Source organism: Serratia sp. CY55921 (assembly GCF_052167655.1).
GTDB classification, from domain to species: Bacteria; Pseudomonadota; Gammaproteobacteria; order Enterobacterales; family Enterobacteriaceae; genus Serratia; species Serratia ureilytica.
The window spans coordinates 389,572-410,763 of record NZ_JBJNMU010000001.1; the positions used below are offsets into that span (position 1 = coordinate 389,572).

General features: G+C 63.9%; 20 protein-coding genes and 1 tRNA gene. 14 read left to right on the forward strand and 7 right to left on the reverse strand.

From position 1 onward, the window contains the following. Positions 1-62: 62 nt before the first annotated feature. On the reverse strand, positions 63-983 hold the full coding sequence (locus tag ACJ8M3_RS01895; protein ID WP_089197219.1) for an AraC family transcriptional regulator: 921 nt from the start codon (positions 981-983) through the stop codon (positions 63-65). Positions 984-1,088: 105 nt separating this feature from the next. On the opposite strand from ACJ8M3_RS01895, the gene ACJ8M3_RS01900 reads away from it, so the two are divergent. Continuing rightward, a complete protein-coding gene (locus ACJ8M3_RS01900; protein ID WP_033644318.1) occupies positions 1,089-1,922 on the forward strand; it encodes an oxidoreductase in 834 nt (277 codons plus the stop codon). A gap of 97 nt (positions 1,923-2,019) precedes the next feature. On the opposite strand, the gene ACJ8M3_RS01905 is transcribed toward ACJ8M3_RS01900, so the two are convergent. From ACJ8M3_RS01905 to dpiA, 3 genes are all read right to left on the reverse strand, one after another. Continuing rightward, positions 2,020-2,095: transfer RNA gene (locus ACJ8M3_RS01905), tRNA-Asn, on the reverse strand. A 114-nt stretch (positions 2,096-2,209) separates the two neighbouring features. Further along, complete coding sequence (locus ACJ8M3_RS01910) at positions 2,210-5,299, reverse strand: beta-galactosidase (RefSeq protein ID WP_089197218.1); 3,090 nt, start codon at positions 5,297-5,299, stop codon at positions 2,210-2,212. Between the two features lie 102 nt (positions 5,300-5,401). Continuing rightward, entirely contained in the window at positions 5,402-6,088 is a 687-nt protein-coding gene (gene dpiA / locus ACJ8M3_RS01915; RefSeq protein ID WP_033654924.1) for a two-component response regulator DpiA, read from the reverse strand. Between the two features lie 313 nt (positions 6,089-6,401). On the opposite strand from dpiA, the gene citC reads away from it, so the two are divergent. From citC to dhbA, 11 genes are all read left to right on the forward strand, one after another. Then, on the forward strand, positions 6,402-7,472 hold the full coding sequence (gene citC / locus ACJ8M3_RS01920) for a [citrate (pro-3S)-lyase] ligase (RefSeq protein ID WP_004940809.1): 1,071 nt from the start codon (positions 6,402-6,404) through the stop codon (positions 7,470-7,472). Beyond that, positions 7,472-7,780 carry a citrate lyase acyl carrier protein gene (gene citD / locus ACJ8M3_RS01925; RefSeq protein WP_046687418.1) on the forward strand — a complete coding sequence of 103 codons (309 nt, stop codon included), beginning with the start codon at positions 7,472-7,474 and terminating at the stop codon, positions 7,778-7,780. The genes citC and citD overlap by 1 nt, the downstream gene beginning before the upstream one ends. Next, positions 7,764-8,684: a citrate (pro-3S)-lyase subunit beta gene (citE, locus tag ACJ8M3_RS01930; RefSeq protein ID WP_016927085.1), complete on the forward strand. Its 921-nt coding sequence runs from the start codon at positions 7,764-7,766 to the stop codon at positions 8,682-8,684. The genes citD and citE overlap by 17 nt, the downstream gene beginning before the upstream one ends. After that, positions 8,684-10,189, forward strand: a complete 1,506-nt coding sequence (gene citF, locus ACJ8M3_RS01935) for a citrate lyase subunit alpha (RefSeq protein WP_028130661.1) — start codon at positions 8,684-8,686, stop codon at positions 10,187-10,189. Before citE ends, citF begins: the two co-directional genes overlap by 1 nt. 3 nt (positions 10,190-10,192) lie before the next feature. Then, the gene (citX, locus tag ACJ8M3_RS01940; protein WP_033651845.1) at positions 10,193-10,741 is read left to right on the forward strand and encodes a citrate lyase holo-[acyl-carrier protein] synthase; all 549 of its coding nucleotides are present in this window, start codon (positions 10,193-10,195) and stop codon (positions 10,739-10,741) included. Next, on the forward strand, positions 10,722-11,606 hold the full coding sequence (gene citG, locus ACJ8M3_RS01945; RefSeq protein ID WP_089197217.1) for a triphosphoribosyl-dephospho-CoA synthase CitG: 885 nt from the start codon (positions 10,722-10,724) through the stop codon (positions 11,604-11,606). Before citX ends, citG begins: the two co-directional genes overlap by 20 nt. Before the next feature lie 25 nt (positions 11,607-11,631). Beyond that, positions 11,632-13,095, forward strand: a complete 1,464-nt coding sequence (locus ACJ8M3_RS01950; protein ID WP_033643712.1) for an anion permease — start codon at positions 11,632-11,634, stop codon at positions 13,093-13,095. A gap of 146 nt (positions 13,096-13,241) precedes the next feature. Beyond that, a complete protein-coding gene (gene agp, locus ACJ8M3_RS01955; RefSeq protein WP_089197216.1) occupies positions 13,242-14,471 on the forward strand; it encodes a bifunctional glucose-1-phosphatase/inositol phosphatase in 1,230 nt (409 codons plus the stop codon). A 161-nt stretch (positions 14,472-14,632) separates the two neighbouring features. Beyond that, entirely contained in the window at positions 14,633-15,325 is a 693-nt protein-coding gene (locus ACJ8M3_RS01960; RefSeq protein WP_042785751.1) for a 4'-phosphopantetheinyl transferase family protein, read from the forward strand. Between the two features lie 189 nt (positions 15,326-15,514). Further along, entirely contained in the window at positions 15,515-16,705 is a 1,191-nt protein-coding gene (locus ACJ8M3_RS01965) for an isochorismate synthase (RefSeq protein ID WP_089197214.1), read from the forward strand. Positions 16,706-16,805: 100 nt separating this feature from the next. Beyond that, positions 16,806-17,564: a 2,3-dihydro-2,3-dihydroxybenzoate dehydrogenase gene (gene dhbA, locus ACJ8M3_RS01970; RefSeq protein WP_039565253.1), complete on the forward strand. Its 759-nt coding sequence runs from the start codon at positions 16,806-16,808 to the stop codon at positions 17,562-17,564. Position 17,565: 1 nt separating this feature from the next. Here the strand turns inward: dhbA and rarD are convergent, their stop codons facing one another. Beyond that, positions 17,566-18,444 (reverse strand): EamA family transporter RarD, encoded by an 879-nt coding sequence (rarD, locus tag ACJ8M3_RS01975; protein ID WP_033643705.1) that lies wholly within the window; start codon positions 18,442-18,444, stop codon positions 17,566-17,568. A 139-nt stretch (positions 18,445-18,583) separates the two neighbouring features. Here rarD and alkB point away from each other — a divergent pair, with 139 nt between their 5' ends. Further along, complete coding sequence (gene alkB / locus ACJ8M3_RS01980; RefSeq protein ID WP_069099988.1) at positions 18,584-19,231, forward strand: DNA oxidative demethylase AlkB; 648 nt, start codon at positions 18,584-18,586, stop codon at positions 19,229-19,231. Here alkB and ACJ8M3_RS01985 read toward each other — a convergent pair. Beyond that, positions 19,214-20,149 (reverse strand): LysR family transcriptional regulator, encoded by a 936-nt coding sequence (locus tag ACJ8M3_RS01985; protein WP_060660522.1) that lies wholly within the window; start codon positions 20,147-20,149, stop codon positions 19,214-19,216. The two genes, alkB and ACJ8M3_RS01985, sit on opposite strands and share 18 nt — an antisense overlap. 85 nt (positions 20,150-20,234) lie before the next feature. On the opposite strand from ACJ8M3_RS01985, the gene ACJ8M3_RS01990 reads away from it, so the two are divergent. Further along, complete coding sequence (locus ACJ8M3_RS01990; protein WP_442514697.1) at positions 20,235-20,864, forward strand: alanyl-tRNA editing protein; 630 nt, start codon at positions 20,235-20,237, stop codon at positions 20,862-20,864. Between the two features lie 5 nt (positions 20,865-20,869). On the opposite strand, the gene ACJ8M3_RS01995 is transcribed toward ACJ8M3_RS01990, so the two are convergent. Next, positions 20,870-21,112: a hypothetical protein gene (locus ACJ8M3_RS01995; RefSeq protein ID WP_015378427.1), complete on the reverse strand. Its 243-nt coding sequence runs from the start codon at positions 21,110-21,112 to the stop codon at positions 20,870-20,872. Positions 21,113-21,192: the final 80 nt, after the last annotated feature.

The following is a 21,192-nucleotide window of genomic DNA, read 5'->3' on the forward strand; positions in this document are numbered from 1 at the left end:
TCTTATGCGCCAGAAGCGGGCACTCCATACCTCAAGGTAGAGTTCGCCATACCAAATAAGCCTCAGTGCGATGAAACAAATACCGACGCAGGCTGCGCGGGCGGAATGGCGAAGTGACGCTGCATGCGTTTTATCTCCTCTGCCGGTGGCAGGCCAAACAGGCGCTTGAATTCGCGGTTAAATTGCGATGGGCTTTCATAACCAACGGCGTAACTCGCGGCGGCGGCGGTGATTTGTTGGCGCACCATCAGCATCCGTGCCTGGTGCAGGCGTACCGATTTCACATACTGCATTGGCGGCATCTGCGTTATCGCTTTGAAATGGCTATGAAAGGTCGGCACGCTCATGCCGGCCATCATCGCCAGCTGTGTCAGCGTTAACGGCTCCGCGTAAGCGGCATGGATGTGCTGCAACGCTTTACCGATTTTGCCAAACTGCCCCTGCAAGGCCAGCGCGGCACGCATTGCGTTGCCCTGTGCGCCTGTCAGCACGCGAAAATAAAGCTCACGCACCCGCGCCGGGCCGAGGATCGCCGCCTCAAGTGGGTTAGCCAGGACTTCAAGTAAGCGAAGTACGGCCATTTTTACCGCGCTGTCCATGGGGCTCGACATCATGCTTTGCGGCGCGACGGGAGGATGCGGGGCGCCATGCTGTTCAATCTGCAACATCAGTTCCGCGGCAAGCTGAAAATCCAGATGCATATAAATCGCCAGCAGCGGATGTGCTGCCGACGCGTCGGTTTCCATCACAAACGGCACCGGCACCGAAACCGCCAGGTAGTGCTGCTCATCATATAAATAGGTCTGTTGACCGAAATAGCCGCGTTTGCTGCCCTGGCAGACGATCACGATCCCCGGATCGTAAAGCACCGGCGTTCTGGCAAGCGGGCGATCGGAACGCAAAATTCGCACATCAGGTAGGGCAGTGAGGTTGTATCCCTCTTGCACCGCAAGTCTATTCATCAGGGCAATCATGTCGGACATCCCACCACCTCATAAAATCAGGCAAGAAAAAGAGAAAATACGGCCTAAAAATACGGCAGGGAAGAGAATACCATGCAACCTTCATGGTTCATGGGAGTTCTTTTTATGGCATCTGCAAAAACGATTTTAATTACCGGCGTCAGCAGTGGCTTTGGTCAGGCGCTGGCGCGGGAAGCCCTCGCCGTAGGGCATCGGGTTGTAGGGACGGTGCGCAACAGCGAAGCACTGCAGGCTTTCGCCGCGCTCGATACGCAGCGGGCTTTTGGCTATCTGCTTGATGTCACGGACGATGAACGTATTGATGAGGTGGTTGGAGAGATAGAGTCCGCCGTCGGTCCGATAGATGTGCTGGTGAACAATGCCGGTTACGGCCATGAAGGCATTCTGGAAGAATCCCCGCTTGCAGAGCTGCGCCGCCAGTTTGACGTCAATGTGTTTGGTGCGGTGGCAATGATCAAAGCCGTGCTACCGGGCATGCGCCAGCGCCGTCGGGGCCACATTATCAATATCACCTCAATGGGCAGTTTCATTACCTTGCCCGGTATCAGCTATTACTGCGGCAGCAAATTTGCACTGGAAGGAATATCAGAAACCTTAAGTAAAGAGCTTGCCCCGTTCAACCTACACGTGACCGCCGTGGCGCCTGGCTCGTTTCGAACGGACTGGGCCGGGCGTTCAATGGTGCGCAGCCCTCGTCGTCTTCCGGACTATGACGCGTTATTTGAACCTGTTCGTCAGGCGCGCCAGGAAAAAAGCGGCAAGCAACTCGGCGATCCGGTTAAGGCGGCTCACGCCATGCTGGCATTGATCGAGAGCGGGAACCCACCCACGCATCTGTTGTTAGGCAGTGACGCATTAAGTTTGGTGCGGCAAAAGCTCGAGGCGTTAGGTCAGGAAATTGAACAATGGGAGAAGCTCACCCGTTCAACGGATGGCTGAACGGTGTCGGGTAGCGAGAGCGTAGGGGATCGCCGATTATGATCCGCCCAACAGCAAAAAGCCCGCTCAGGTTTCCCTGAGCGGGCTTCTCTAAATATGGCTCCTCTGACTGGACTCGAACCAGTGACATACGGATTAACAGTCCGCCGTTCTACCGACTGAACTACAGAGGAATCGTGTGAACGGGGCGAATAATAGCGAGGCGCCGTCGGCATGTCAAAGGCGGATTACACATTCTGTGACTGTTTGCTTACAGAATGCGCAACCCGTTGAGTTTTTTGGCAGATTTAGCCCTCTGGCGCTCGCTGCAGGCGCAGCTGATAGCGGTAAACGCCGGCGGTGAGCAGGTAATCCCGGTGCACGCTCGGGCTCCAGGAATCGTCGCCGCCCACCCCCATGTGGAAGCCGTCCAGATGCAGCCAGGTGCCTGCTTCCGGCTGCAGCAGGTGCTGGTGGCTGCAGGCCATCAGCTGTTGCAGGCCGTAGCGGCTGAGCGAGAAGTGGAAGCGGCCGTCGATGCGCCAGCCGCCGTAGCGCAGGCTGCGGGTGTCGCAGCGCAGGCCGTTCTCGCCGGGGAAAATATACGGCGTGTGCAAATCTGCCAGCGGCAGGCGCCAGCGCCCGTATTGCGCGGCCAGGCGGCGATCCGGGTAGTTCTCGTGCGGGCCCAGACCCAGCCATTCCGCCTGCGGCTGCACCGTCGCCAGTTGGCAGTGCAGGCCGATGCGCGCCGGCGGCGGCAGGGCGTCGGCCACCTCGACCTCCACGTTCACGCTCACCGCGCCCAGCGCGTCGAACAGCCACTGCTTGCGGCTAATCAGCAAAATCTGCCCGTCCACGCCGAACTGGTGTTCGCTCACCACCCGCACGCCGTTTTGCAGCGCATCGGCCTGCAACTGCGTGCAGCGCTCTTCCAGCCGGTACAGGCCCGCCAGCTTCCAGCGTTCGATCCAGGCGTTGGGATCGATATGGTCCGCTTCGCTGACGCCGATGTCGTTATCGATCGGCGCGCGCGCAAAACCGTCGCGCAGCGGCGTCAGCAACTGCGGCTGCTCATTCTGCCACCACTGCGTCAGGTGGCCGCTGCTGCGCTCGAAGCGCCAACGCTGGTCGCCGTGGGTGAGCGTCAGCCCCTGATCGTCTTCAATCAGCATTGGCGGCACGCCCTGCGCCGGCGGCGGCGCGGGATGCAGCGCGCGCGGCACCCGCCACTGATCCCAGGCGCAGCGGTGGTGCGCTTCGGACCAGTCGGTGGCCTGCGGCTGCACTACCTCCACGTTCAGCCACAGCTCGCCGGGCTGATGCAGCATCGGCAGCCGGTCGAGCAGGGTGAAGCGAGTGCTGCCCTGCGGCGGCAGCGCCAGATCGAAGCTGCCGCTGGCGCGTTCCACGCCGTCCAGCTCCAGCCGCCAGTTGAGCTGTTCGTTGTCGGTGTGGCGGAACAGGTAATCGCTGGTGACGGTCAGCGTCAGCGAGGCGGCGTCGAAGGCGAAGCGGAACAGCTGCTGCGCCCGCTGCGCTTCGAACAGCGCCGGGTGCGGGGTGCGATCCGCGAACACCAGCCCGTTCAGGCAGAACTGGCGATCGTTGGGGGTGTCGCCGAAGTCGCCGCCGTAGGCCCAGAACTCTTCGCCGCGATCGTCGCGTTTGATCAGCGCCTGATCGACCCAGTCCCAGACAAAGCCGCCCTGCAGGCGCGGATGTGCGTGGAACGCGCGCCAGTAGCGCTCGAAACCGCCGAAACTGTTGCCCATCGCGTGGGCGTATTCGCACAGGATCAGCGGGCGCGGCTCCTCCGGCAGGCCGATCCACTTGCCGATCGCCCATTTGGGCACCGCCGGGAACGGCTGATCCTGATCCACTCGCGCATACATCGGGCAGATGATGTCGGTGGCGGCGGTGTCGGCGCCGCCGCCTTCATATTGCACCGGGCGGGTCGGATCCTGGCTTTTCACCCAGCGGTACAGCGCGTCGTGGTTCGCGCCGTGGCCGGACTCGTTGCCCAGCGACCAGATAATGATGCAAGGATGGTTGCGATCGCGTTGCACCATGCGGGTGACGCGCTCGCTCATCGCCGGCAGCCACAGCGGATCGTCAGCCAGGCGGTTCATCGGCTGCATGCCGTGGGTTTCGATATTGGCTTCGTCCACCACGTACAGCCCGTAGCGATCGCACAACCGGTACCACAGCGGGTGGTTGGGGTAATGGGAACAGCGCACTGCGTTGAAGTTGTGCTGCTTCATCAGCAGGATGTCGTGGCGCATCGTCGCCTCGTCCATCACCTGGCCGTGGCGCGGATGATGCTCGTGGCGGTTAACGCCGCGGATCAGCAGCGGCTGCCCGTTGAGCTTCAATAGCCCGCCGCTGATCTCTACCTGGCGGAAGCCGACGTCATAGGCCTCCACCTCGATAATCTCCCCTTCGGGCGAGAGCAGGGCGACGGTAGCGCGATACAGCGCGGGCGTTTCGGCGCTCCACAGCGCCGGGCGTTCCACCGGCAGGCGCAGCGTGACGCGATCGTCATAGGCGCCGCGTTCGTCCACGATCTCGCTGCCGAGCGGCTGGGTGCGCTCGGCCACCCGCGCGCCATCGCGCCACAGCTGAACCTGCACCAGCAGCGGGCCGGGCCGGCTGGCGCGCGCCGTCACCACCAGTTCGCCGCGGGTAAAGCGGTCATGCAGCGGCGTGGTGATGCGCACATCGCTCAGGTGCGCGGCGGGTTTGTGCAGCAGGCTGACGTCGCGGAAGATGCCGCTCATGCGCCACATATCCTGATCTTCCAGGTAGCTGCCGTCGCACCAGCGCAGCACCATCACCGCCAGCCGGTTTTCACCCGGCCGCAGCCACGGGCTGAGATCGAACTCCGCCGGCAGGCGGCTATCCTGCGAATAGCCGACCCAGTGGCCGTTGCACCATAAATAGAACGCCGAGTTGACGCCGTCGAAGATGACGCGCGTCTGGCCGGCGGCCAGCCAGGCCGGATCGACGCTGAAGGCGCGCGAGTAGCAGCCGGTCGGGTTGTCTTCCGGCACGCGCGGCGGATCGACCGGGAACGGGTAGCGCACGTTGGTGTAGATCGGCGCGTCGTAGCCGGCGAGCTGCCAGTTGCCCGGCACCGCCAGCGGGGCGGCGTCCGGCAGATCCTGCTGCAGCCAGCTCTCCGGTGCCGCCTCTGGGCGCGGGAAATAGTTGAAGCGCCACTCGCCGTTCAGCGATCGGCGGCTGGCGCTGGGGGCGTCGTCGCGCGCGTCTTCCACCGTGCGCCAGCTGGCGAACGGCGGGTGGGCGTCCAGCCGGCGGTAGTGGGTGCAGGCGGGGTTTTGCCAGTCACGGCGGGCGAGGATCTCGGTCAGGGAAGCTAGGGGCGCAGCAGGCATCGGCGATCGTCCAGTCGGCTAGGTGATGCTCACCAAGATGCTGACCGGCGCATAAAAAGTAAAGCGGTTACACGCAACCTTGCAAGGGCGATCAAATAACCGTTAATGCGGCTCGCCGGCGCGATAGATCCGCTGTGGGCGGCCTACCTTGCCGTAAATGATCTCGGCGCGCAGCTGCTGCGCGGCGGTGCAAAATTCCAGATAACGGCGAGCGGTGGTGCGGCTGAGCCCCATTTTTTGCGCAACGCTTTCAGCGGTGTGCCGCGCGGCGGGTTCGGCGAACAGCGCGCGGACCTTGCCCAGCGTCAGCTCGTCGATGCCGGCGGGCAGCGCCGCCTGCTGCTCGCCGCGGGCGTAGGTATTGAACATCTCGTCGATGCGGCGCTGGTTGAGGCGCGCTTTGTCCTTCAACGCTTCGCGGCGCTGGCTGAAGCGCAGCAGCGTCTGGCTCAGCCGGTCATAGGCCAGCGGTTTGATCAGGTAGTCGAACACGCCGTAGCGCAACGCCTCGGCCACGGTGGCCATGTCGCTGGCGGCGGTGATGAACACGATGCCGCCGCGATACCCGCTCAGCGTCAGTTCGCGCAGCAGGGTGATGCCCTGGCCGTCCGGCAGAAAGTTGTCCAGCAGGATCAGATCCGGCTTGAAGCGTTCGGTCATGGCGCGCGCCTGCGCCAGCGTGCCGGCCAGCCAAATCTGGCGGCAGCCGCCGTTCTGGCGGATAAACTCCGCGTGCATCTCCGCCAGCGGCGTTTCGTCTTCAACGATCAGGATGTTCAGCCATTCCATAGTGCGACCCGTAATTGCAATAAAAATGCTAAGTGAATGTAAGTGAATTGCGGCGCCAAATAAAGATTATCTCAATAATAAACACCATAAGATTAATTAAGCAAATAAAGAACATTAAATAACTTATTAACCGGGATCGGTTTGTGAAATAGGTCAATAATCCGCGTTTTTTTTCTGCTTACCATGGGTTTATCGAACGAGAGGATGATTTTATCTTCATGGTTTTTAAGGTTTTAATTGCCATTTCCGATGTTAATTAAAATGCCTTTTTGTATTTCATTTGTTGTTTGCCAGTTAACCCAGAGAGCGTGTTATGTTAGGCGATGCCGTATTTAATCGGGTAAAGCGATCGGATCATAAAGCGATTTCGGAAATAAGCGCCTTCTTGCGCAGTAACGATCTGAATATCGATACCACGGTTGAAATATTTATTACCGTTACCCAGCACGACAAATTGGTCGCCTGCGGCGGCATCGCCGACAATATTATCAAATGCGTCGCCATCAGCCCGCTGATGCGCGGCGAAGGGTTGGCGCTGGCGCTGGCGACCGAGCTGGTGAACCTGGCCTACGAGCGCCACCACACCCAGCTGTTTATCTACACCAAGGTGCAGAACGAGCCGCTGTTCCGCCAGTGCGGTTTCTACCCGATCGCCACCGTGCCGGGCATCGTGGTGCTGATGGAAAACAGCCCGTGCCGCCTGAAGCGCTACGCCGCCCAGCTGGCGAGCCAGCGCCGGCCGGGCGACACCATCGGCAGTATCGTGATGAACGCCAACCCCTTTACCCGCGGGCACCAGTATCTGGTGCGTCAGGCGGCCAAGCGCTGCGACTGGCTGCACCTGTTTCTGGTGAAGGAAAACACCTCGCGCTTCAGCTATGAAGACCGGCGCCGGCTGGTGCTGGCCGGCACCGCCGATATCCCCAACCTCACGGTACACGAAGGCTCGCAGTACGTGATCTCGCGCGCCACTTTCCCCTGTTACTTCATCAAGGACCAGGGCGTGGCCGACGACTGTTACACCGAAATCGATCTGAAGATCTTCCGCCAGTATCTGGCGCCCGCGCTGGGCATCACCCACCGCTTCGTCGGCAACGAGCCGTTCTGCGCGGTGACCGCGAAATACAACCGCGACATGCGCTACTGGCTGGAAACGCCGGCGCTGCCCAGCCCGCCGATCGCGCTGGTGGAAATCGAGCGTTTGCAATATCAGGGCACGGCGATCTCCGCCTCCTGGGTGCGCAAGCTGCTGGCGGCGGGGGACTTCCACGCCGCCGCGCCGCTGGTGCCGCCGGACACCCTGTACTACCTGCAGGATCTGCAAACGCAGCGCCGGGCCAAGGCGGCCCCGCATCCTTTTGAGTCCGCACAATCAGGTGAATGATGAAAATTATCCGAGAAGCAATGGCCGGCACGCTGGAATCCAGCGATGTCATGGTGCGCATCGCGCCCGCCGAGGGGCCGCAGCACGATCTGTTGATCGCCAGCAGCGTGGAAAAACAGTTCGGCGCGGCGATCCGCCGCACCCTGCTGGAGGTGCTGCAGCGTTATGAGGTGGAGCCGGTGCAGGTGATCGTCGACGACAAAGGGGCGCTGGACTGCGTGCTGCGCGCCCGGCTGGAAACCGCGCTGATGCGCGCCTGCGAGAGCGGCCAACTGCCGTGGGAGGCGAAAGATGAAAACGCTGAATAAAACCCGGCTGCGCCGCAGCATGCTGTTCGTTCCCGGCGCCAACGCGGCGATGGTCAGCAACGCCTTTATCTATCAGGCTGATGCGCTGATGTTCGATCTGGAAGACTCGGTGATCCTGCGTGAAAAAGACGCGGCGCGCCGGCTGGTGTACCACGCGCTGCAGCACCCGCTGTACCAGGAGGTGGAAACCATCGTGCGCGTCAATGCGCTCGACTCCGCCTACGGCCTGGCGGACCTGCAGGCGGTGGTGCGCGGCGGCGCGGACATCGTGCGCCTGCCGAAGACCGACAGCGCGCAGGACGTTGTCGACATGGAGCGCGAGATCGCCGCCATCGAGGCGGCCTGCGGCCGGCCGGTAGGCAGCACCGGGCTGCTGGCGGCGATCGAATCGGCGCAGGGCATCACCAACGCGGTGGCGATCGCGCACGCTTCGCCGCGTCTTATCGGCATCGCGCTGGGGGCGGAAGACTACGTGCGCAACCTGCGCACCGAACGCTCGCCGGAGGGCATTGAGCTGCTGTTCGCCCGCTGCTCGCTGCTGCAGGCGGCGCGCGCTGCCGGCATTCAGGCGTTCGACACCGTCTACTCCGACGCCAACAACGAGGCCGGCTTCCTGCAGGAAGCGGCGCTGATCAAACAGCTCGGCTTCGACGGCAAATCGCTGATCAACCCGCGCCAGATTGAGCTGCTGCACAACCTATATGCGCCGACCGCCAAAGAGGTGGCGCACGCGCAGCGGGTGGTGGACGCCGCCGAAGCGGCGGAGCGGGAAGGGCGCGGCGTGGTGTCGCTCAACGGAAAAATGGTCGACAGCCCGGTGATTGAACGCGCCCGGCTGGTGCTGGAGCGCGCCGCGCTGTCCGGCTTACGGGAAGAACCGGCGCAGCACGGGGAGGAAGCATGATGAACCGCCAACAACGATTGATGACCTTCGCCAACCCGGCGGATCTGCCGGGTTATCAGGACGTGTCCAAAGCCAACCTGCAGGCGCGTAAACCGCGCGATCTCAAGCTGTGCGACTCCTTGCAGGAAGCGGTGCGCCGCAGCGGGCTGCAGGACGGCATGACCATCTCGTTCCACCATGCGTTTCGCGGCGGCGATCTGGCGCTCAATCAGGTGATGGAGACGCTGGCGGCGATGGGGTTCCGCAACCTGACGCTGGCCTCCAGCTCGCTGACCGACTGCCATGCGCCGTTGGTTGAGCATATCCGCCACGGCGTGGTGAGCCGCATTTACACCTCCGGGCTGCGCGGCCCGCTGGCGGACGCCGTATCGCGCGGCCTGCTGGCGGAGCCGGTGCAAATTCACTCGCACGGCGGCCGGGTCAATCTGATCGAATCCGGCGAGCTGAAGATAGACGTGGCCTTCCTCGGCGTGCCGGCCTGCGATGAGTTCGGCAACGCCAACGGCTACAGCGGTGAAGCCTGCTGCGGCTCGCTCGGCTATGCGCGGGTGGACGCCGAGGCGGCGGGCACCGTGGTGCTGCTGACCGAGCAGCTGGTGCCGTATCCGCATCATCCCGCCAGCCTGGCGCAGGATCGGGTGGATCTGATCGTGCAGCTGGAGCGGGTGGGCGACGCCGACAAGATCGGCGCTGACGCCACGCGCATGACCTCGAACCCGCGCGAGCTGCTGATCGCCCGTCGCGCCGCCGAGGTGATCGCCGGTTCAGGCTACTTCACCGAAGGGTTTTCACTGCAAACCGGCACCGGCGGCGCCTCGCTGGCGGTGACCCGTTTCCTGGAGGACAAGATGCGCGCCCGCGGCATTCGCGCCGCGTTCGCCCTCGGCGGCATCACCTCGACCATGGTGGATCTGCACGAGAAAGGGTTGATCGGCAAGCTGCTGGACGTGCAGAGCTTCGATCGGGCGGCGGCGACCTCGCTGGCGCGCAACCCGCGCCATATCGAAATCAGCGCCAATCAGTACGCCAACTTCAGCTCCAAGGGCGCGTCGGTCGATCGGCTCGACGTGGTGGTGCTGAGCGCGCTGGAAATCGACACCGGCTTCAACGTTAACGTGCTGACCGGCTCCGACGGCGTGCTGCGCGGCGCGTCCGGCGGCCACTGCGACACCGCCGCCGCCGCGCGGCTGGCGATCATCGTCGCGCCGTTGGTGCGCGGGCGCATCCCGACGCTGGTGGAACAGGTGACCACCTGCGTCACGCCGGGCTCCAGCATCGACATTCTGGTGACCGACCACGGCATCGCCGTCAACCCGGCGCGGCCGGAGCTGGCGCAGCGCCTGCGGGAGGCCGGGCTTGAGGTGGTGAGCATCGACTGGCTGCGCGCCCGCGCGCTGCAGCTGACCGGCGAACCGCAGCCGATCGCGTTTACCGACAAGGTGGTAGCGGTGGTGCGCTACCGCGACGGCTCGGTGATCGACGTGGTGCATCAGGTGGCGGAGTAAACGATGGCCGCCGTCGATCCTCAACTGGCCGCCGAACGTGCGGTCAGCCTGCCGGAGCTGCTCACCAGCCGCGAATGCCGTCAGGCGCGCCAGCAGGCGTGGCTGGCGCAGCACGAGTGCACGCTGCTGGTGCTGACGCTGGTGGTGCCCGGCCCGGTGAAGGACAGCGCGCTGACGCGCGGCATCTTCAACCTGGGGTGGGCGGCGCTGCTGCGACTGTGCGCCGAACAGGGGTGGCCCAGCCCGCAGGCCGAGGCGCTGGCGCTCGCCACCGGCTGCGAAGGGTTTGTGGCGCTGCGCGCCGACGCCCAACGGGTGAAAGATTGCGCCATGCAGCTGGAGGTGAGCCGCCCGATCGGCCGGCTGTGGGATATCGACGTGCTGGATGCGCAGGGGCGAATCCTGTCGCGCCGCGATATCGGCCTGCCGGCGCGGCGCTGCCTGCTGTGCGGCCAACCGGCCAAGATCTGCGCCCGCCAGCGGCGGCATGGCAGCGAGCAGCTGCTGCAAGAAATGGAAAGGATGTTCAACGATGCGATCTCTGCCGATTAATCCACCCGCCCGCCGAGCCGAGCCGGCCTGCGACTTCGCCCGCGCCGCCTTTCGCGCGCTGTTGGTGGAGGTCAACCTCACGCCCAAACCGGGGCTGGTGGATCGCCATAACACCGGCGCCCATCGCGACATGGATCTTGGGCATTTCTACCGCAGCGCCCGCGCCATCGGCGTGTGGCTGCCGCGTTTTATCCAGCGCGGACGGGAAGACGCGGCTTTGCCGGCCGAGCGGCAGCTGGCGCGGCTGCGGCCGCTCGGCCTGGCCTGCGAAAACCAGATGTTTCGCGCCACCGGCGGCATTAACACCCACAAGGGCAGCGTGTTCTCACTCGGGTTGCTGTGCGCCGCCTTCGGCCGCCTGCAGCAGCAGGGCCGGACCATCAGCGCCGCATCGTTATGCGCCGAAGTGGCGGCGATGTGCCGAGGGCTGGTGGACAGCGAACTGCGATGCAACAACGCCGGGCAGACCGCCGGCCAGCGCTTGTTCGCTGCGTATGGCCTCAGCGGCGCGCGCGGCGAGGCGGAATCCGGTTTTCGGTTGGTGCTTGACGGCGCGCTGCCGCTGTATCGGCAACGGCTGGCCGCCGGCGGCGACGAACAGCGGGCGCTGCTGGACAGCCTGCTGTGGCTGATGGCCCACAACGATGACACCAACGTCGCCTCGCGCGGCGGCCTGCGCGGGCTGCGCTGGCTGCGGCGCCGGGCGGCCTTGCTGCTGGCGCAGGGCGGCTCGGCGGGGGAGGCGGGCCTGGCGCGCCTGCGGCGCTTCGATACCGATTGCATTGCCCGCAACCTCAGCCCCGGCGGCAGCGCCGACTTGTTGATAGTGACCTGGCTGCTGGCGCAGCTGGGTGCCCAAGAATAATAACCAAGCCTTCAGGAGAGTCCCTATGTCCCAAACCCAGGAAAAGATCTGGAAAGCGATAGCGCCGCTGGCGGTGCTCGCGATCCTGTTATTGATACCGGTGCCCGACGGCATGCCGCCGCAGGCGTGGCACTATTTCGCCATCTTTGTGGCGATGATCGTCGGCATGATTCTGGAGCCGATCCCGGCCACTGCCATCAGCTTTATCGCGGTGACCGTCAGCGTGCTGAGCGCCAACTGGGTGCTGTTCGGCGCGCAGGAACTGGCGGAGCCGGGCTTCAAGGCCGGTAAAGAGGCGCTGAAATGGGGGCTGGCGGGCTTCTCCAGCACCACCGTCTGGCTGGTGTTCGGCGCCTTTATCTTCGCGCTGGGCTACGAGGCCACCGGGCTGGGGCGGCGCATCGCGCTGTTCCTGGTGAAATTCATGGGCAAGCGCACGCTGACGCTGGGCTATGCGGTGGTGATCATCGATATCCTGCTGGCGCCGTTCACGCCGTCCAACACCGCGCGCACCGGCGGCACGGTGTTCCCGGTGGTGAAAAACCTGCCGCCGCTGTTCGATTCCTTCCCTAACGATCCCTCTTCGCGCCGCATCGGCGGCTACCTGATGTGGATGATGGTGGTCGGCACCAGCATCAGCTCCTCGATGTTCGTCACCGGCGCCGCGCCGAACGTGCTGGGCATCGAGTTCGTCGGCAAGATAGCCGGGGTGCACATCAGCTGGATGCAGTGGTTCCTGGCGTTCCTGCCGGTCGGCCTGCTGCTGCTGATCATCGCGCCGTTGATCTCCTACTACCTCTACAAACCGGGCGTGACCCACAGCAGCGAAGTGGCCGCCTGGGCGAATACCGCGCTGGGGGAAATGGGTAAGCTGACGCGCAAGGAGTACACCCTGATCGGCCTGGTGCTGCTCAGCCTGTGCCTGTGGGTGTTCGGCGGCAAGGTGCTGGACGCCACCGCGGTGTGCCTGTTGGCGGTGTCGCTGATGCTGGCGCTGCACGTGGTGTCGTGGAAAGACATTACCAAATACTCCAGCGCCTGGAATACGCTGGTTAACCTGGCGACGCTGGTGGTGATGGCCAACGGCCTGACGCGCTCCGGCTTTATCGACTGGTTCGCCCAGACCATGAGCACCCACCTGGACGGCTTCTCGCCGAACATGACGGTAGTGGCGCTGGTGCTGGTGTTCTACTTCGCCCACTACCTGTTTGCCAGCCTGTCGGCGCACACCGCCACCATGCTGCCGGTGATCCTGGCGGTCGGCAAAGGGTTGCCGGGCGTGCCGATGGAGCAGCTGTCGATGCTGCTGGTGCTGTCGATCGGCATCATGGGCGTGCTGACGCCGTACGCCACCGGGCCAGGGGTGATCATCTACGGCTGCGGCTATGTGAAGTCGAAAGACTACTGGCGCCTGGGGGGCATTCTCGGCGTGGTGTACATCGCCGCGCTGCTGCTGATCGGCTGGCCAATCATGAGCCTGTGGTACTGAGTTGACGCACAGCGGCCGCCGCCCGGTGGCCGCTGGTACGATCTTTTCCCGTGAACCCTGTCACACACTTGTCACACTAACCCCGCCATCATACGCAGGCAAACGCTAACACCTTAAAAATAATCATTTTCCGGGAGCCTCTGCGGATGAGAAAAAAAACGTTATTGCTGTGCCTGCCTTTGTTATTCACCGGGAACGCGCTGGCGGACGCCGGTGGTTATCAACTGGAACAGGTGCTGGTGATGAGCCGCCATAACCTGCGCGCGCCGCTGGCCAACAACGGCAGCGTGCTGGCGCAGTCCACGCCGAAGGCCTGGCCGGCCTGGGAAACGCCGGGCGGCCAGCTGACCACCAAGGGCGGGGTGCTGGAAGTGTATATGGGGCACTATTTCAACGCCTGGCTGAAGCAGACCGGCCTGTTGCCGCAAGAGGGCTGCCCGACCGCCGGCAGCGTGTACGTCTACGCCAACAGCCTGCAGCGCACGGTGGCCACCGCGCAGTTCTTCAGCAATGGCGCGTTCCCCGGCTGCGACGTCAGCGTGCACCATCAGGACAAGATGGGCGAGATGGATCCGACCTTCAACCCGATCATCACCGACACCAGCGAAGCCTTCAACCAGCAGGCGCTGGCGGCGATGAACGCCGCGCTGGGATCGCTGAAGCTGGACGCGGCTTACCAACAGTTGGCGAAGATCATCGACTACAAGGATTCCGCCGCCTGCAAGACCGACAAACACTGCGACCTGACCAAAGAAGCCAGCGTGATGAGCGCGGTGCCGGGCAAAGAGCCGGGCGTCTCCGGCCCGCTGCGGGTGGGCAACTCGCTGGTGGACGCCTTTATGCTGCAGTACTACGAAGGTTTCCCGATGAAAGAGGTGGCCTGGGGCAAAATCGCCACGCCGCACCAGTGGCAGCAGCTGGCGCAGTTGAAAGACGGCTATCAGGATTCGCTGTTCACCTCGCCGGTGGTGGCGCAGAACGTCGCCAAGCCGCTGCTGACCTACATCAACAACGCGCTGCTGGGCGAGCGCAAACCGGACGCGCCGAAGCTGACGGTGCTGGTGGGCCACGACTCCAATATCGCCTCGCTGCTGTCGGCCATGCAGTTCCAGCCGTATCAGCTGCCGCAGCAGTACGAGAAAACGCCGATCGGCGGCAAACTGGTATTCCAGCGTTGGCGCGACGCGCAGAACGACCGTGAATTGCTGAAGATCGAGTACGTCTATCAGTCCACCGAGCAGTTGCGCAAGGCGACGCCGCTGACGCTGCAAACCCCGCCGCAGCGCGTGACGCTGGCGCTGAAAGGCTGCCCGATCGATAAAGACGGCTTCTGCGCCTGGAGCGATTTCGAGAAGACCATGAAAGGCATCTTGTAATGCCCGGCCTCTCTCCCGAATGCGGGGGAGAGGCCTTTTCCCACTTCGCCCAACGCGCCGCCGCGCGGGACTTAACGCCATTTATTTTGCCCAGGGTCATTGTTGCAGGCCGTTTCGGGGGCTAACATCATCAGCCAGCCTGCTTATCATGGATACCGCCGTTGCCCACTTTTATCCGCAATATCGAATTTTTCACGCCGGACGGCTATCCGGGCCAGGTGGCGCGCTGCCAGTTTGCGCTGGCGGAGTATCGCGACGACAGTTTTCCCGAGGCGGGCTTTACGCTGCCGGACCACCTGGCGCGCGCGGTGCCGAAACGCCGTGCGGAGTATCTGGCCGGGCGTGTGCTGGCGCGACAGCTGCTGGCGCCGCTCGGTTTCGCCGATTTCACCCTGGCGCGCGGCGAAGATCGCGCGCCGCAGTGGCCGCCGGGCATCGCCGGGGCGCTGAGCCATAATTCGCATACCGCGCTGTGCGCCGTACACCGAGAGAGCGGGCTGGGCGGCGTTGGGCTGGATGTGGAGACGCTGCTGTCCGTGGCGCGAGCGGAGGAGCTGTGGAGCGCGATCGTTTCACCGGTGGAGCGCGAGACGTTGCTGGGCGAAACGCTGCCGTTCAACGAGCTGCTGACGCTGACGTTTTCCGCCAAAGAGAGCCTGTTCAAAGCGCTGTACCCGCAGGTGCGCCGATATTTCGATTTTCTTGATGCGCGGATGGTGGCGGTGGATGCGCAGCGGCAGACGTTCGAATTGGCGCTGCTCACCACGTTGACGCCGCATTGCTGCGCCGGACGGCGTTTCGCCGGGCGGTTTTGGCGTGAAGGTGACGATGTCACGACTTTTATTTTTTGCTAAAACACAATAATAACAGTGTGTTATTTCTTGTTGTGGCGTAACGCGAATTTGCCGCGGCGTGCGGAAAGATTCATTCATCGGAGATTGACCGACGGTGGGGATCCGGTGTAATTTACCCACCCTTTACAGCTAATGATAATTATTCGCATAAACATTATCATTGGTGAGGCGCAACAAAGGAGTGGTCTTGTGGCGACACTGACGACAGAAAACCAAACCTTCTCCGGGTTTGAGTACGCCGAACAATCGACCTTTTTGTACCGGTCTGAATTCCGTTCCCTCTCCGCCCACGGCGTGTTTGAGCGTATCGAGACGCCGGTGTTCGGCGGCGAGCAGGAAGGCAGCGCGCTGGCGCAGCATATTCGCCAGGCGCTGGCGCGCGCCAAAGCCGCCGGCCAGGCGGCCCCGGTGGTGGTGGGCGCCATTCCGTTCGACACGCGCCGGCCTTCCTGCCTGTATATACCTGAAGAAAGCCGATTCGTCGCCAACGACAGCTTTATCCGCGCCGCGCGCCCGATGCTGCAACAGCCGCATCGCCTGGTCGCCTGCACCAGTATTCCAGACGAACCGCGATTCAAACACGCGGTCGCGGAAGCGGTCAGCCGCTTTAAACAAGGCAAGCTGGACAAGGCGGTGCTGTCGCGCATCCTCGATATCGAGCTGGAGCAGCCGGTGGCCGGCCACCGGATCCTCAATAACCTGATGGTGCAGAACCCGACCGGTTACCACTTCTCCCTGCCGCTGGCCGATGGCAGCGTGTTGATCGGCGCCAGCCCTGAACTGCTGATCCGCAAGCAGGGCGGCGAGATCCACACCAATCCGCTGGCGGGCTCGGCGCGCCGACAGGACGATCCGCAGCAGGATCGCCTCGGCAGCGAGCGCCTGATGCGCTCGACCAAAGACAAATACGAACACAAGCTGGTGATCGACGATATTCGTCGGCATCTGACGCCGCTGTGCGCCACCCTGAGCGTACCCAGCGGCCCGTCGCTGCTCAGCACCGGCACCATGTGGCACCTGTCCACCCGCATTCGCGGCGAGTTGCTGAACCCGGCTCTCAACGTGATGCAGCTGGCCTGCCTGCTGCATCCGACGCCGGCGCTGTGCGGCTTCCCGACCGAAAGCGCCCGCCAGCTGATCGCCGCTCTGGAACCGCACGATCGCGGCTTGTTCAGCGGCATCGTCGGCTGGTGCGACGCCAACGGCGACGGCGAGTGGGCGATCGTCATCCGCAGCGGGCTGCTGCGCGGCAACCGGGTGCGGCTGTTCGCCGGCGCGGGCATCGTCGCCGCCTCGACGCCGCAGTCCGAGTGGATGGAAACCACCGCCAAACTGGGCACCATGCTCAACGCTTTCGGCCTGAACAGCGGCGCGCTGTAGGCCTCTTTGCGGCGCAGTCCGCGCCGCGTCATAGCCTTTCGCAGGAGACAACGATGAACAACAACATGACCCGGCGGTGCGCCCGGATGGCGGTGCGCGCATGAGCATTCAGATGGATTTCACCGGCAAACGCGTGTGGGTGACCGGCGCGGCGCGCGGCATCGGCGAGCAGATCGCCCGCCACTTTTTAACCCAGGGCGCCGAGGTGGTGGGGTTTGACCGAGAATTCGCCAATCCGGATCTGCCTTACCCCTGCGTGACGTTGGACATCAGCCGGCCGGAGCAGGTGGAGGCGGTGTGCCGCCAACAGCTGGCGGAGAACCCGCGACTGGACGTGTTGGTCAACGCCGCCGGTATTCTGCGCATGGGCAATACCGAAGATCTGAGCGTGGATGACTGGCACCAGTGCATCAACGTCAACGCCTCGGGGGCGTTTTACCTGTTTCGCGCCGTGCTGCCGCACTTCAAGGCGCAGCGCAGCGGGGCGATCGTCAGCATCGGCTCCAACGCCGCGCACGTGCCGCGCGCGCAGATGGCGGCCTACTGCGCCTCCAAGGCGGCGCTGACCAGCCTGAACCACTGCGTGGGGTTGGAGATGGCGCCGTTCGGCGTGCGGTGCAATCTGGTGTCGCCGGGCTCGACCGACACGCCGATGCAGCGCGGCATGTGGCAGACCGACGATGCGCAGCAACGCACCATCGCCGGCTTCCCCGAGATGTTCAAGCTGGGGATCCCGCTGGGTAAAATCGCGCGTCCGGACGAGATCGCCAACGCGGTGCTGTTCCTGGCCTCGGATTTGGCCAGCCACATCACCATGCAGGACATCGTGATCGACGGCGGCGCCACGCTGGCCGCCTGAGTCAGACCCGCTGGCGGCGCAGCAGGTGCCGCGCGCCCTCCGCCGCCAGCAGCAGCACCGCCAGCCAGATCGCCAGATAGGTTGGCCATTCGCTTTGGCTGATGCTCTCGCCGAGCAGCAGCGCGACAAGCACCAGCAGCACCGGTTCCACATAGCTCAGCAGGCCGAACAGGCTGAACGGCAGCATGCGGCTGGCGAGGATGTAACACACCAGCGCCACGGCGCTGATGACGCCGAGCAGCGGAATGCGCCAATACAGCTCGGCATTGATCTGCAGCGCCGCCGCGCCGCCGTCGCCGAAGGCGAACCAGGCCGCCGCCGGCAGCATCAGCGTCAGCTCGCACCACAGGCCGCCGAGATTGTCGGTGCCGAAACGCCGCCGCAAAATAAAGTAGAGCGGATACCCTAGCGCTACCACCAGCGTCGGCCACGATACGCCGCCCGCCTGATACAGCTCATTGCCCACCCCCGCCACGGCGCACGCCACCGCCAGTTTTTGCAGCAGCGACAGCCGATCGCGGTAGATCAAACGGCCCGCCAGCACCATGGTCAGCGGCAGCAGAAAATAGCCGAGCGACACGTCGAGCGCCTTGCCGTGCAGCGGCGCCCACAGGAACAGCCACAGCTGCACCCCCAGCAGCGCCGAGGTGAGCAGCAGGCCCAGCAGACGCGGCGGCCGTTGGCCTATCCCGACCAGCGTGTCGCTCACCTTGCGCCAATCGCCGGACAGCGCCATGAACAGCGTCAGGAACGGCAGCGTCAGCAGCGTGCGCCAGCCGTAGACCTGTTCGCCGTTCAGCGGGGTGAGGGTAGAGGTGAAGTAATACATCGCGCCGAACAAGATGGAGGCGACGACCGAAAGAGTGATGCCCTTAATCACACGCATTCCTGGTGAGTGATTGATTTTATGGCGGCTACTGTAGAGAAATTTGCCGCCAACGACAATGGCGCAGCCGGGCGCTGGACAATCGGCGGCGGCGGGTTACAATGGATACTGTGTATTCATACAGGTTTTGGCGATGACAATCGATCTTTTTGAAGACGCGCTGCCGCCGCCGTGGCGTGAAGAGATCGCCCCCGGCGCGGTGGTGATGCACGGCTTTGTGCGCGATCACGGGCCGGCACTGCTGGCGGCGGTGCGGGGCGTGGTGGCGCAGGTGCCGTGGCAGCATTTGACCACCCCCGGCGGGCATGTGATGTCGGTGGCGATGAGCTGGTGCGGCAACGGCTGGACCAGCGACAGCCGCGGCTACCGTTACTCGGAACGCGACGCGCGCAGCGGCAAACGCTGGCCGCCGATCCCGCCTATTCTGATGGCGTTGGCGGACGAAGCCGCGCAGCAGGCGGGCTTTGGCCCCTTCGTGCCGGATTCCTGTTTGATGAACCGTTACGATCCGGGCAGCAAGCTGTCGCTGCATCAGGATAAAGACGAGCACGACTTCGGCGCGCCGATCGTCTCGGTGTCGCTCGGGTTGCCGGCGGTATTTCAGTTCGGCGGCCTGCAACGCAGCGATCGGGCGCGGCGCATCCCGCTGGCGCACGGCGACGTGGTGGTGTGGGGCGGCCCGTCGCGGCTCTGTTTCCACGGCATCCTGCCGGTCAAGGAAGGCTACCACTCGCTGGTGGGGCCGCACCGCATCAACATCACGCTACGCAAGGCGCTTTAGCTGCGGCTCCTGCGCCAGGCAGGCGACGAGATAGTCGATAAACACCCGCAGTTTGGGCGGCAGATACTGGTTGGGCGCGTAAAGCAACCACAGGCCGCCGTGATAGCTGCTGAGGAAATCCCATTCCGGCAGTACCTGCACGATCTCGCCCTCGTCGAGCGCCTGGCGGGCGGTAAAGTACGGTAGGCTGCCGATGCCGATATGCCGTTTCACCGCGTCCAGCCGCACGCCGGTGTGGTTGGCGGCGTAGCGGCCGCGCACGTTGACCGTCACCGTTTTGCCGCTGCGGCGGAACTTCCATTGCGCGTCGCTCGGCGTTTCTCCCAGATAGATGCAGCTGTGCGCCGCCAGATCGTGCGGGTGCTGTGGCGCGCGGTGCTGCGCCAGATAGTGCGGCGTGGCGCACAGCAGGTGGTCTATTCGCATCAGCTGACGGCCGATCAAGCCCGGCGACGGGCGATCGGTAATGCGTAGCGCCAGATCGACGCGGTCGTCGATCAGATCCATATAACGATCTTCCAGCCGCAGCCTCACGTCCACCTTCGGGTAACGTCGCAGGAACTCCGGCATGTGCGGATGCAGCACGAAACGGCCTACCGCCTTGGGCACGCTGACGCTGACCAGCCCTTCGGGCTCTGCGGCGCCGCGCCCGCCGATCGCCATCACCGCGTCGGCCGCCGCCAGCAGGGTGCGGCAGTGCGCAAACGCCTCTTCGCCGCTTTCGCTCAGCCGCAGTTTACGGGTGGTGCGATGCAGCAGCTGCAGCGCCAGCGCCTGTTCGAGCTTCGCCACGCTGCGGCTGACGGCGGAAGGTGAAGCGCCCAGTTTGCGGGCGGCGGCGGAAAAGCTGCCGCTCTCCACGACCTGGACGAAAACGGCCATTTCGGCCAACAGCGCGTAAGAAAGATTTGTGCTCATGACGCAAAGGTCCATTGTGATGGCGACGGATTATGCTCCGATTATGACATGAATATAATGGCTCTTCGAACCGAGGAGAAAAATGATGACCGAGCGACGTTATTACTACAGCGACGATTTACAGGGCCAGGCGCAGGTATTGAGCTGTGAGCTGGCCGAGGCGGGCGCTTACGCCGTGGAACTGGACGCCACGCTGTTTCACCCGCAGGGCGGCGGGCAGCCGGCCGACGTGGGAGCGTTGAACGGCGTCGCCGTGTTGCGGGTGCAGCAGCAGGGGGATAGGGTGTTGCACTATACCACGGCGCCGCTGCCGATCGGGCCGGTCAATATGCAGGTCGACGAAGCGCAACGCCGGCTGCACGCCCGCTGGCACTCCGGCGGCCATCTGATCGGCTGGCTGGGGGAAACCCGCGGTTGGCGGCCGGTGAAAGCGCATCATTGGCCGGGAGAAGGGCGCATCACGTTCACGCCAGGGCCGGACGTACAGACGCTGGAGGCGGCGTTTTTACACGCGGAGCTGGCGCGCCTGATCGCCGCCGATTTGCCGCGTCGCCAACAGGCGGTGGACGGGATGCGCCAGATCGGTTTCGGCGATCTGCCCGCCTACGGCTGCGGCGGCACGCATGTCGCCACGTTGGGCGAGGTGGGCGCGATCGCGATTACCGGCGTAAAGATGAAGAAAGGGCAGCTGATCGTGCAGTATGCGCTGGGATAAAAGCGTCAGCGCCCGGCCTGCCGCAGCTGGGTGCAGAAGGCGCACTGGCATCCCGCCACCGGCACCGCCTCACAACGGCCGATATTCACCGGCTGGGCATCCATAGCGTGAAAGCCGTAAAACAGATTTTCGATGTTCTGTTCCGCCGCACGCGCCTGTTCGGTGCGCGGCTCGGGCACTTTTGACTGAAACGCCGCAGCCTTGCCGGCCAACAGGCTGAGAAACAGCAGCGACAGCTGGATTTTCATCGTCGTCTTCCCTTTGCTTTTTTTGATACGTTATAACAAAACCAAAGCGCCGCCAAGCGTCGCTCTCGCGCTCGGCGCCC